The sequence below is a fragment of the Rhodococcus sp. Z13 genome (genome assembly GCF_025837095.1).
In the GTDB taxonomy this organism is placed as follows: Bacteria; Actinomycetota; Actinomycetes; order Mycobacteriales; family Mycobacteriaceae; genus Rhodococcus; species Rhodococcus sacchari.
Window position 1 is genome coordinate 3,894,119 of the sequence record NZ_CP107551.1, and the last position, 12,366, is coordinate 3,906,484.

Here is a 12,366-nt window from a genome sequence, read left to right on the forward strand (position 1 = left end):
CGTCGGTTCCCTCTTGTGTGACCGGGGAGCGGCTGCCGGAAACGTCGCGTGGAAAACGAAAGAGGCCTCGGACCTGTCCGGTCCGAGGCCTCTCCTACGGTCTTCGGTGACTCAGTAGGCGCCGTCGCTGGCGACGACCGCCTTGAGGGTCTTCCCGACGATCAGCACATCGGTAACCATCGACCAGTTCTCCACGTACTTCAGATCCAGCCGCACCGACTCGTCCCACGACAGATCCGACCGGCCACTGACCTGCCACAGACCCGTCACACCCGGACGCACCAGCAGACGGCGCTTGACCCGACCGTCGTAAGCCTCGACCTCACGCCGCAGCGGCGGACGCGGACCCACCACACTCATCTCGCCGCGCAGGACGTTGATGAACTGCGGCAGCTCGTCGAGGCTGAAGCGACGCAGGACCCGGCCGACCTTCGTCACCCGCGGATCCTCACGCATCTTGAACAGCGGGCCGGCGCCCTCGTTCTGCTCGAGCAGCGTGTCGACCATCCTGTCGGCGTCGACCACCATCGACCGGAACTTGATCATCCCGAACGGCTCACCGTCCAGACCGATCCGCTCGGCCCTGTAGAACACCGGACCCCGATCGTCGAGCTTGATCAGCGCCGCGATCACCGCGAACACCGGCGCCAGCGCCAGCAGCGCCGCACCCGCGAACGCCAGGTCGAACAGACGCTTCCCGCTGCGCTTGGCCCCGTGGTAGCTGGGCTTCTCGACGTGGATCAGCGGCAGACCCGCCACCGGACGCATCTCCAGACGCGGACCGGCCACATCGACCACACCGGTGGCCACCACCAGATCCGTGTCCAGCGGGTCGAGCTGCCACACCAGATCCTGGATGCCCTCGGTGCCGAGCGTCTCGGTCGCCGTCACCACCACCGTGTCGGCACCCGACAGCTGCACCGCCTCGACCACCGACCGCTCGTCGCCGTAGATGGTGATCCTCCGGTCGCCGACCTGGATGGACTCCCCCGGCGCACCCGAGTAACGCGGAACACACACGCCGACAACGCGATAGCCCTCGTCCTTCTGACGCGCGAAGTCCCGGGCCATGTCCTGTACCGCCTTGGCCGCACCGACGACCAGCACGGAGGTGCGGAACTCACCGCGGCTGCGCTTGCGCACCACGACCTTGCGCCACATCAACCGGCCGAACAGCAGCCCCGCCAGACCCGTCGGCAACGCGATCGCCAGATATCCGCGGGCGATGTCCTGCTGAGCCAGGAACGCCACCATCGCGATCGTCCCGAACAACGCCAGCGTCGCCGAGACGACGCGCTGGTACTCGTCGTAGCCGGCGCCGATCACCCGCGGCGACCGCGTGCGGAACACACTCAGCGCCGTGAGCCATCCGACGATGAAGACGGCGGAAAAGATCGCGTAGTTGAAGTTGGTTCCGCTGGCGGGATCGAGCAGGTCCTCGTAGCCGAACCGGATCCACTGGGCCAGCAGCACGGACAAGACGACGACCACCGCATCGGTGATGGCCAGCCTCTTCACATACGCGCCCTGCCACTTGCGCCGGTTCAGCCCGACGCGCGGCGACGCGTCCGCGGACATCCGGACAGCCGAACGTCGCGGCGTATCGGACGGGTCGACTCCTCTGTCATCGACCGTCGTCATCCCGCAGTCCTCCCCACACAGTTGTCTCCTCCCCGAGACATTCATTTCTCCCCGATGAGCAGGACCAAGAGCGGTCCTGCCGGTCAAGGAAGTATCACCCGGAATCATCTCGCGCAGCGTGAGGGGTGTTACGTATGAGGTCGGCTCTCAGACTGTTGGGCAGGCGAATTTTGCGTCCACTGAGGGACCAAAGGCCCTACGGCACCCGGGCGTAGATCGGGAAGGGAGAGAAAACAGACCGTCTACCTGGCTTTTCTCCGAGAAGCCCCGCGCAAACCTCGTGTAACGAGAATCACACCCGCTTCCGGGGAATTTCTCAGATGGTGAGATGCGGGCGCTCTGCCAGCGGAAATGGTGTTACCGAGAGTTAACGGAACTCACAGTTTCTTTATCTTCACGGAAATCGATCTTCGTGCTCTTCGACCCGTCGTGGAATTGACGCGGTGGCCCGGGGTTCACCCCTGCTGCAGGCGGGGTGAAATTCGTTTCGGCGCGCGAAGTTCCGACAACAACCCCCTCAATCCTGTGTGTAGCGGGGGATCCGGACGCGGAAGGTCGAGCCGACGCCCTTCTCCGACTCCACGTCCACCGTCCCGCCGTGCGCAGCGACCAACGCGGCGACGATCGACAACCCCAACCCGCTGCCGCCCGAGGCGCGGGTGCGGGATTCGTCGGTGCGGTAGAAGCGCTCGAAGACCCGCTCGCGTTCGTCGGGGTCGAGGCCCGGGCCGGTGTCGGCGACCTCGAGCACCGCGTCGTCGCCGACGGTGCCGACCCGCACGGTGACCTTCGCGGCCGGTGGGGTGTGGGTGAGGGCGTTGGTGACGAGATTACCGAGCACCTGGCGCAGGCGCGCGTCGTCGCCGAGAACCTCGGGAGTGCCTGGGCCGTCGATGATCTCGAGGGCGATGGTGCGTTCGGGGGCGACCGCGCGCGCGCCGTGCACCGCGTCGGCGGCGACCGCCAGCAGATCGACCGGGGTGCGGTCGAGGGGACGCTGTTCGTCGAGCCGCGCGAGCATCAGCAGGTCCTCGACGAGCAGGCCCATGCGACGGGCCTCGCGTTCGATGCGTTCCATGAGCATCCCGGTGTCGGTGCTCGCGCCCTGCCGGTACAGCTCGGCGAAACCACGGATGGTCGTCAGTGGGGTGCGCAGTTCGTGGCTGGCGTCGGCGACGAAGCGCCGCATCTTCTCCTCGGAGCGTCGCGCCGACTCCTCCGACGCCGCGGTCGCCGCGAACGCCGCCTGGATCTTGGCGAGCATCCGATTGAAGGTCACCGACAACCGGCCGATCTCGGTGCGCGGATCCCGTTCGGGGACACGCTCGCTCAGATCACCCTCGGCGATCGCGGCGGCGGTGCGCTCCACCTCGTCGAGCGGACGCAGGCTCAGTCGCACCACCACACCGCCGGCCACCACCAGCGCCACGAGCACGGCGGCGCCGATGACGGCCTGCAGCACCACGAGCCGATCCACGGTCTCCTCGGTCTCGGCGAGGCTCATGCCGACGGTGGTGACGACCCCGGTGCGGTTCTCGGTGCTGAACACGCGCCAGTGCGGGCCGTCGTCGACCGAGTCGACGGTCACCGGCCGTTCGGTCGGGCCGTCGGGCACGACCGGGGCGGAGGACTCGTCGTTGACGACGAACAGCACCTGCCCGTCGGTGTCCACGACCTGCACGTAGAACGGGCTCGGGGGTCGCTGGGAGCTGGGGGCGTCCGCAGGCGGCATGAGTGGCGGGCGTTCGGGGCGGGCCCAGGTGTGGGCGGCCTCCTCGAGTTCCCGGTCGACGCGGGTGAGCAGGGAGTTCTGCAGCGCGGAGGTGACGGCGACGCCGGAGGCGAGCAGACCGATCCCGGCCAGCAGCACCAGCGCTGCCACCAGGGTCCAGCGCAGCGGCAGCGACCGCAGGCGCTTCACGTGCGCGGTTCCCGCATCACGTAGCCGACACCGCGGACGGTGTGGATGAGGGGCACGTCGCCGGTGTCGACCTTGCGCCGCAGATACGACACGTAGGACTCGACGACCCCGACCTCCCCGCCGAAGTCGTAGTTCCACACGTGCTCGAGGATGCGCGGCTTGCTCAGCACCGTGCCCGCGTTGAGCATGAAGTAGCGCAACAGGGTGAACTCGGTGGGCGACAACGACACCGGCTGGCCCGCCTTGAAGACCTCGCGGGTGTCCTCGTCGAGTTCGAGGTCGGCGAAGACGATGCGGGAGCTGCGTTCGGCTTCCGACACCTTGCCCGCGCGCCGCAGGATCGTGCGCAGCCGCGCGATGACCTCCTCGAGGCTGAACGGCTTCGTGACGTAGTCGTCCGCGCCGAGCGTCAGGCCCGCGACCTTGTCCTCCACCGCGTCCTTCGCCGTGAGGAACAGGACGGGGGCGTCGATGCCGTCGGCGCGGAGGCGGCGCAGCATGCCCATGCCGTCCATGCCGGGCATCATCACGTCGAGGATCACCGCGTCGGGCCGGAAGCGGCGGGCCTTGTCGAGGCCCTCGGCGCCGTTGCTCGCCGTCTCCACCTCGAAGCCCTGGAACTTCAGGCTCACGGACAGCAGTTCGACGATGGTCGGCTCGTCGTCGACGACGAGCACGCGCGCTTCGGGCCTCCGGTCGGTCACACGTCGATTGTCGTCGTCGCGGCTGACGTCCCGCTCGAGGAAGCCTGGCAAGTTCCTGTGAGTCCGCCGACAAGCCCGACGACCGACTTAGCGATCGTTATGCTCGGCGCAACCGTCCCGGAGGAGAACCGATGACCGATCCCGTCCTGCTCACCGACCAGCGCGGCGCCGTCCGCATCCTCACCCTCAACCGCCCCGCCGCCCGCAACGCGCTGAGCTCGGCGCTCATCGAAGCCCTGCGCGCCGGCCTTGCCGCCGCGGACGCCGACGACGACGTGAACGTCGTGATCCTCACCGGCGCCGACCCGGCCTTCTGCGCGGGGCTCGACCTGCAGGAACTCGGGGACAGCGGGGGCAACCTGTCGCTGGTGTCCGACGAGGGGCTGCCCGTCGGGCACCCGTGGACGCCGATCTCCAAGCCGATCATCGGCGCGGTGAACGGGGCGGCGATCACCGGCGGACTCGAGCTGGCGCTCGCCTGCGACTTCATCATCGCCTCCGAACGCGCCCGCTTCGCCGACACCCACGCCCGCGTCGGGGTGCTGCCCGGCTGGGGGCTCACCCAGCGGCTACCCGCGGCGGTGGGGCCGGGGTTCGCGCGGCGCATGAGCCTGACGGGCGACTTCGTGAACGCCGACCAGGCGCTGCGCGCGGGGCTCGTGACTCAGGTGGTCGCGCACGAGGAGCTGCTCGACACGGCCGTGCGGGTCGCGGAGACCGTCGCGGGCAACGATCAGCCGGGAGTGCGGACGCTCCTGGCGTCGTACCGCAAAGCCGCAGGTCATGTGGTAGATCCAGCCCTCGAGGTCGAACACGAGACATCTGTCAAGTGGATGAGAAGTTTCTCACCCGACCGCGTTGCCGAACGTCGATCCGCGGTCATCGAACGAGGAAAGGTTCAAAACTCATAAATCGGGCATTTGCTGGCGAAACGGACATTATGTTGCAACATGTTCGCTGGATCACACTTGCTGAAGACAAGTAACGGTAAACGTCCCGGGCGCGACTAATGGGACGGAAGTGGACATATCCTCGTCTCCGGGCGCGGATCTGATCTGCGTCCCGGGCCCCCTCGGGGGCCCGGCCCGTACACACAACAATGGAGGTAATCCCATGATCCTCGGTTCTCTCGCTGCCACCCTCGCCGGCGTTCTCGCTCCGGTCCTCGGCCTGCTCGCCGGCGTCGGCATCCTTCTCTGATAGCCGTTCGCTGAGCGAAAACCGCGCCTGCACCCCTGTGTGCAGGCGCGGTTTTCCGTTTCCGGGGACGTGAACCCGAACTTCGACGTTCGGACCGTTTTCGTATTCTTCGAGTGATTCTCCTCTATTCGGGCAGCGGAACGTTCTGCAAACGCAACTGACCGCGCGCGAGCACCTTGTCCGTTCCGGAATCGGTGATCACCACCGACCACAACTGCTGGGTGCGCCCCTGATGCAGGGGCTCCGCCTCCACCACGGCGCGGCAGCCGGTGGTCGACCGCAGGAAATCGGTGGCGTTGTGAACCCCCACAGCAAACCGACCGCGTTCGAGCACCGCAGCGCTCGCACCAACGCTGCCGGCGGTCTCCACGATGGACGCGTAGATCCACAGTTAGCCTCGGGCATTCATGCCGATTGAGCGGAAACCCGTGTCAATCACGAAGAATGATGCTCTGAGCTGGGATAATTCGACTTGCGAAGGTTGAATCAGTCCCAGTTCGAGGAGCACCATTCCGGTGAGCAAGTCTACGTCCCCCTATCCCCACCTGTCCGCATCAGCCACCGGAACCGGCCTCGTGTCGCATGCCGGAGCCGTCCTGCTGCTGCGCACCGCGGAGAAAACCGGACTTGCCACGGCATTGACGACCGAACTCGCACCGTATCGAAAGCCGTTGACCCGACACGATCCCGGCAAGATCGTCCTCGACCTCGCGGTATCCCTCGCACTCGGTGGGGACTGCCTCGCCGACATCGCACAACTGCGCGCTCACCCCGAACTGTTCGGTGCGGTGGCCTCCGACCCGACCGTCTCCCGCCTGATCAGCAGGTTGGCCGCCGACACCGACACCGCACTGGCCGCGATCGACCGGACCGCGCCACCGCCCGCTCCCACGCCTGGGCCGCTGCCGGCACATCGGCTCCCGACCATGCCATCGACGAAGCGCATCCGCTGGTCCTCGACATCGATGCCACCCTGGTCACCGCGCATTCCGAGAAGGAACAGGCCGCCCCGACGTTCAAGCGAGGGTTCGGTTTCCATCCGTTGTGCGCGTTCGTCGACCACGGCACCGGCGGTACCGGTGAACCCGTCGCGATGCTGCTGCGGCCGGGTAACTCGGGATCGAACACCGCCTCCGATCACATCACCGTGGTGCAGGACGCACTCGCACAGTTGCCGCTCGACCCGGCATACCGGGTCGGGAAGAAGGTACTGGTCCGTATCGACGGCGCCGGCGGTACCCACCACCTGATCGAGTACCTCACCAAGCGTCGCCTATCGTACTCGATCGGATTCGGGTTGACCGACGCCCACGCCGACGCGATCGATCTGGTTCCGGAACAGGCATGGACCCCGGCTCACGACGCCGACGGGCAGGTCCGCGACGGTGCCTGGATCACCGAGATCACCGACCTACTCGACCTGTCCACCTGGCCGAAAGGCATGCGGGTGATCGTCCGGAAGGAGCGCCCACACCCCGGTGCGCAGTTGCGGTTCACCGACCGCGACGGCCTACGCCTGACCGCGTTCGTGACGAACACCCGCCGCGGTCAGCTGCCAGATCTGGAGTTGCGGCATCGGCGACGGGCTCGGTGCGAGGACCGGATCCGGGCAGCGAAAGCCACCGGCTTGCAGAATCTTCCGTTGCACGGTTTCGACCAGAACCGCATCTGGTTGGCGCTCGTGCAACTGGCATGCGAGCTGCTCGCGTGGATGCAGATGCTCGCCTTGACCGAGGTTCCAGCGCGGCGGTGGGAACCGAAACGGCTGCGGCTGCGGTTGCTGTCGATCGCCGGGAAGATCGCCCGGCATGCCCGCCGTGTTCGTCTGCGACTGGCTGCGACAGCTCCGGATGTCGATCTTCTCGTGGCCAGCCTGAACCGGCTCGCAGCGCTACCTGCGCCTGCGTGACCTGCATGTACCAGTTTCATCGAGACGAAAGGACACGATTTCCGGGGCCGTGGACCCCGACGCCACCCGACCGTGTCGGGCAGTCGACCGTGGATGCACGCCGGATCCACGGTTTCCACACCCAATCCGAGACCGCTCAGGCCGGCACGCGGTCCGCGCGAAAGATTGAGGTTAGCCACCCTGCGGGCCTGACTGTCAATAGCGAAGACAGCTACGATCGACGCATGGAGTGGCTCGAGTACAGCACGGCCAACTGCTCGGTTCAGCGCACCCTCGAAGTCATCGGCGAGAAGTGGACGATGATCGTCCTGCGCGAGGTCTTCAACGGCGTGCGCCGGTTCGAGCAGATGCGCCGCCACACCGGCATCTCAGAAGCGGTCCTGTCGGCCCGGCTGCGCACCCTCGTCGAGGCCGGCGTCCTCGACACCGTCCCCTACCGGGAGGAGGGACGCCGCACCCGCCACGAGTACCGGCTCACCGACAAGGGCCGCGACCTCTATCCGATCCTCGTCGCGCTGCTGCAGTGGGGCGACAAGTACTGCGCCGACGACGACGGCCCCGCCCTGCTCATCGAACACGCCGGATGCGGCGCCCCCGTGGAGGCGATCGTGCGGTGCACCGAAGGTCACGGTCCGTTGCGCCCCGACGAGGCCCGCACCCGCCCCGGCCCCACCGCCCGACCGCTGGAGACAACGGATCGATAACGGTCGCGGGCCGAACGAACAGTCGAGGTGTCGATTGCACACCGGTGGGTATCTCCGTGATCGACGCCGCGACGGCGTCGATCACGAAACCGTCGACCAACCGGAAGTATTCGCATGATTCTCGGCTCGCTCGGACTCGGACTCGGACTCATCCTCGCGCCCGTTCTCGGCCTGATAGCAGGGCTCGGCATCGTCCTCTGACCACCGCAACCGCGCCCGCACCGCGACGGTGCCGGCGCGGTTGCGTCCGCGCGATGAGTTCTCGCGCCGGCCCCGGTCTGTATCGGCATGACCGAACCCGACACCCGCACACTCGACGTCCCCGGCGCCACCCTCGTCTACGACGTCCGCCCCGGCACCGGCGACCAGCGCCCGCTCGTCCTGGCCGGTTCCCCAATGGACGCAAGCGGATTCGTCTCGCTCGCCGCCTGTTTCGACGACCGCACCGTCGTCACCTACGACCCGCGCGGCACCGGTCGCGGCACCCGCCCCGACACCTCGATCCCGTCCACACCCGCGCGCCACGCCGACGACCTGCACCGCCTCCTCGTCGCACTCGAGCTCGGGCCTGTCGACCTGTTCGCGAGCAGCGGCGGGGCGGTCAACGCGCTCGAACTGGTCGCGACACATCCCGAGCAGGTGGCCACGCTGGTCGCGCACGAGCCGCCGATCGTCGAACTGCTCCCCGACCGGGAGCAGGCGGAGACGGTCCGGGACCGTATCCACGAGACCTACCTGCGCAGCGGTCTCGGCCCGGCGATGGCCGAATTCATCGCCCTGATCGGCCACGAGGGCGAGATCCCGCCGGACTACCTCGACCGGCCCGCCCCGAACCCTGCGGACTTCGGCCTACCGGTGGAGGACGACGGCTCCCGCGACGACGTGCTCCTGGGCCAGAACTGGTTGTCGTGCACGGGCTATCACCCCGACCTCGATGCGCTGGCGACGGCGTCGACCCGCATCGTCGTCGCCGGGGGACGCGAGTCGGCACGACAGTTGTGCGGGCGGGTGGTAGCCGTGCTCGCCGAGCGCCTCGGCACCACCCCGGTGCTCTTCCCCGGCGACCACGGCGGTTTCATGGGCGAGGCGGAGGGGATGCCGGGTGATCCCGCGGCGTTCGCCGCCGTGCTCCGCGAGGTGCTGCAACCCACCCGCGTGAGTTGACCACGATTGCGGACCCGTACACCCCGTCGGACGGGGTGTACGCGTCTACTGCACACGCGAATCCGGTGTGTCGGCAGACGATTTCAGACGCCAGGGCACACTCGTCACCATCACCCCGGGACGGAAGAGCAACCGGCTCTTCAACCGCAGCGCGCTCTGGTTGTGCAGCAGGTTCTCCCACCAGTGCCCCACCACGTACTCGGGGATGAACACGGTCACGACGTCGCGCGGGGAGTGGCCCCGCACCCGCGCGACGTAGTCCAGCACCGGCCGGGTGATCTCCCGATAGGGCGACTCCAGCACCTTCAGCGGCACGGTGATGTCGCTGTCCTCCCATTCCTGCAGCAGTCGCCGGGTCTCGTCCTCGTCGACGTCGACGGTGATCGCCTCGAGTGTGTCGGGATGGGTCACGCCCGCATACGCGAGCGCGCGGCGGGTGGGGTGATGCAGCTTGGCCACCAGCACGATCGAATAGGTGCGGCTGGGCAGCAGACCGTCCCACTGCGCCGCGTCCAGCTCCCGCGCGACCCGCTCGTAGTGCCGGTGGATGGCCCGCATGAACACGAAGACGCACACCATCGCCAGGATCGCGATCCACGCGCCGGCGGCGAACTTCGTGACCAGCACGATCACCAGGACCGTGCCCGTCATCGCCAGGCCCACCGCGTTCACGGCGCGGGAACGCTGCATCCGCCGCCGGTCGCGCGCATCCGTCTCCGTGGCCAGCAGTCGCGTCCAGTGCCGCACCATGCCGGTCTGGCTCAACGTGAACGAGACGAACACACCGACGATGTAGAGCTGGATGAGATGCGTGACCTGCGCGTGGAACACCCACACGAGCACCATCGCGGCGACGGCGAGGAGCACGATGCCGTTGCTGAAGGCCAGCCGGTCGCCGCGGGTGCGCAACTGCGTCGGCAGGTGCCTGTCCTGCGCGAGTACCGATGCGAGAACGGGGAAACCGTTGAACGCGGTGTTCGCGGCCAGCCCCAGGATCAGCGCGGTCACAGCGGTGACGAGATAGAAGCCGAGCGGGAACCCGGAGAACACCGTCTCGGCGATCTGCGCGACCATCGTCTTCTGGTGGTAGTCGTCCGGCGCTCCCAGCAGTTGCTGCTGCGGATCCTCCGCGATCACCACACCCAGCCTCTCGGCGAGCACGATGATGCCCATCAGCAGGGTGATCGCGATCGCGCCGAGCATGAGCAGGGTGGTCGCGGCGTTGCGCGATCTCGGTTTGCGGAAGGCGGGCACACCGTTGCTGATCGCTTCCACCCCGGTGAGGGCGGCGCACCCCGACGAGAACGCCCGCGCCACCAGGAACGCGAACGCCAGCCCCACCAGATGCGAGTTCTCGGCGGCCAGCTGATAGTGCGACGACTCGGCGCGCAGGTCGTCGCCGAACACCAGGATCCGGGCGAATCCCCAGCTCAGCATGACGGCGATGCAGAACATGAAGGCGTAGGTGGGGATCGCGAAGGCCGTTCCCGCCTCGCGCAGGCCCCGCAGGTTCACGGCGGTGAGCAGACCGATCGCGGCCAGGGCGAACAGCACTCTGTGGTGTTCGACGAAGGGCACGGCCGAACCGATGTTCTGCGCTGCCGACGAGAGGGACACCGCGACCGTCAGGACGTAGTCGACGATCAGGGCGCTGCCCACCGCGAGGCCGGCCGTCGCGCCGAGGTTCGTGGTCGCGACCTCGTAGTCACCTCCTCCCGACGGGTAGGCGTGCACGTTCTGCCGGTAGCTCGCGACCACCACGACCAGCACGACGGCCACGGCCAGACCGATCCAGCCGGAGAAGGCGTAGGCGGAGAATCCCGCCACCGACAGCACCAGGAAGATCTCGTCCGGGGCGTAGGCGACGGACGACAACGCGTCGGAGGCGAAGACCGGCAGGGCGATGCGTTTGGGCAGCAGCGTGTGGCCGAGGGTGTCGCTGCGTAACGGCCTTCCCAACAACACGCGTTTGGCGATGTTGTCGTGGATCCTCGGCGCGGTGGTGGCCATGATCCCCGGCTCCCGTCCTGCGCATTCCGCGCATACAGAGCGGAGCGTACGCTCGAATCCGGCCTTCGGCCACGCGGCCCGATGACCGTTTTTCACCCATTCGGTCACCCTCTGGGTCACGGCGTACCAACAAGATCGGGTGTACCGTCAGGTTACGTTGCATTGGCAACATACCGTGCCGTGTCTCCTCCCCAGCCGACCGGCACGGTGGACCCCGCCGGCTCCTCCCCTCTTTGCCGGCGGGGTTCTCTCTTGTCACGAAACGTCCGTTGCGGCCGGATCCCGTTCATTCTCCGGATCTTCCGGGGAAATAGTCCGTAACCCCGTCCCGCACAGCGAAATCCCTGCTTGACGCGCTGCTCCGCGCGCGGTCGACTACACCTTCGACGCCGACGACCCGGAGGACACTCATGACCGATTCCATCCTCGACCTCCACATCAACGACGGCCTGACCGACGAGGAGATCGATCACGAGAAGAACACCTACGGGCCGCTCGCCGAGGACGTCCGCGAGCTGATCCTGCTGGCCCTGCAGACCCGCGTCGACGCCGACGACGTCGCGCGCGCCCGCGAACACCTCGCCGCCGCCCGCGAGATCCTCGAACGCGACCGCGAGACCGGCCCGTACGGCACGCGGTACAACGACTCGGGCCGCTACCGCACCTGGGGCAACGCCGTGATGGGACTGCGCAACGCCATCGCCCCCATCGGTGAGATCCACGAGGAACCGGACGGGCGCGTGTGGGCCGACTTCAGGCTCAACCCCGCCTACGAAGGACCCGCCGGCCACACCCACGGCGGTGTCACGGCCCTGGTGCTCGACCAGATCCTCGGCGACGCGGCGCGCGCCGGTGGGCATCCCGGCATGACCGGCACCCTCACCGTCCGCTACCGCAGGCGCACACCCCTCGGCGCGTTGCACGCAGAGGCGAGGATCGACCGCGTCGAGGGCCGAAAGACCTTCGTGAAAGGACACATTGCCGACGCGGAGGGTGTCTGCGTCGAAGCCGAGGGCATCTTCATCGCGCCGCAGTGGATGATCGAGCACCGGGAGAACCTCGACACATCTCCGCGCCGCGAGTAGCCGCTGCCCCGATGCGCCGGCGGGCCGC

The 12,366-nt window shown here is 67.7% G+C and carries 9 protein-coding genes and 2 pseudogenes; 6 read left to right on the top strand and 5 right to left on the bottom strand.

Annotation, left to right across the window (positions count from 1 at the left end):
- Nucleotides 1-111 precede the first annotated feature (111 nt).
- The 3 genes from OED52_RS17755 to OED52_RS17765 form a co-directional block, all read right to left on the bottom strand.
- The gene (locus OED52_RS17755; protein WP_413247683.1) at nucleotides 112-1,641 is read right to left on the bottom strand and encodes a sugar transferase; all 1,530 of its coding nucleotides are present in this window, start codon (nucleotides 1,639-1,641) and stop codon (nucleotides 112-114) included.
- A 517-nt stretch (nucleotides 1,642-2,158) separates the two neighbouring features.
- On the bottom strand, nucleotides 2,159-3,562 hold the full coding sequence (locus OED52_RS17760; protein WP_264152156.1) for a sensor histidine kinase: 1,404 nt from the start codon (nucleotides 3,560-3,562) through the stop codon (nucleotides 2,159-2,161).
- Nucleotides 3,559-4,266 carry a response regulator transcription factor gene (locus OED52_RS17765; RefSeq protein ID WP_264152157.1) on the bottom strand — a complete coding sequence of 236 codons (708 nt, stop codon included), beginning with the start codon at nucleotides 4,264-4,266 and terminating at the stop codon, nucleotides 3,559-3,561. The genes OED52_RS17760 and OED52_RS17765 overlap by 4 nt, the downstream gene beginning before the upstream one ends.
- Before the next feature lie 131 nt (nucleotides 4,267-4,397).
- On the opposite strand from OED52_RS17765, the gene OED52_RS17770 reads away from it, so the two are divergent.
- Nucleotides 4,398-5,177: an enoyl-CoA hydratase gene (locus OED52_RS17770; protein WP_264152158.1), complete on the top strand. Its 780-nt coding sequence runs from the start codon at nucleotides 4,398-4,400 to the stop codon at nucleotides 5,175-5,177.
- Nucleotides 5,178-5,590: 413 nt separating this feature from the next.
- On the opposite strand, the pseudogene OED52_RS17775 reads toward OED52_RS17770, so the two are convergent.
- Nucleotides 5,591-5,851: pseudogene (locus OED52_RS17775) on the bottom strand (PaaI family thioesterase); the annotation flags it as partial.
- A gap of 190 nt (nucleotides 5,852-6,041) precedes the next feature.
- Here OED52_RS17775 and OED52_RS17780 point away from each other — a divergent pair.
- The 4 genes and pseudogenes from OED52_RS17780 to OED52_RS17795 all read left to right on the top strand — a co-directional run.
- Nucleotides 6,042-6,263 (top strand): annotated as a pseudogene (locus OED52_RS17780) (transposase); the annotation flags it as partial.
- Entirely contained in the window at nucleotides 6,203-7,375 is a 1,173-nt protein-coding gene (locus OED52_RS17785; protein WP_264154749.1) for an IS1380 family transposase, read from the top strand. The pseudogene OED52_RS17780 and the gene OED52_RS17785, both read left to right, overlap by 61 nt.
- Nucleotides 7,376-7,599: 224 nt before the next feature.
- Nucleotides 7,600-8,079, top strand: coding sequence for a winged helix-turn-helix transcriptional regulator (locus OED52_RS17790; RefSeq protein WP_264152159.1), 480 nt, complete (start codon nucleotides 7,600-7,602; stop codon nucleotides 8,077-8,079).
- A gap of 288 nt (nucleotides 8,080-8,367) precedes the next feature.
- Complete coding sequence (locus OED52_RS17795; protein WP_264152160.1) at nucleotides 8,368-9,243, top strand: alpha/beta fold hydrolase; 876 nt, start codon at nucleotides 8,368-8,370, stop codon at nucleotides 9,241-9,243.
- 45 nt (nucleotides 9,244-9,288) lie between these two features.
- On the opposite strand, the gene OED52_RS17800 is transcribed toward OED52_RS17795, so the two are convergent.
- The gene (locus OED52_RS17800; RefSeq protein ID WP_264152161.1) at nucleotides 9,289-11,253 is read right to left on the bottom strand and encodes an APC family permease; all 1,965 of its coding nucleotides are present in this window, start codon (nucleotides 11,251-11,253) and stop codon (nucleotides 9,289-9,291) included.
- A 410-nt stretch (nucleotides 11,254-11,663) separates the two neighbouring features.
- Here OED52_RS17800 and OED52_RS17805 point away from each other — a divergent pair, with 410 nt between their 5' ends.
- A complete protein-coding gene (locus tag OED52_RS17805) occupies nucleotides 11,664-12,338 on the top strand; it encodes a PaaI family thioesterase (protein WP_264152162.1) in 675 nt (224 codons plus the stop codon).
- The last annotated feature ends 28 nt before the right edge of the window (nucleotides 12,339-12,366 follow it).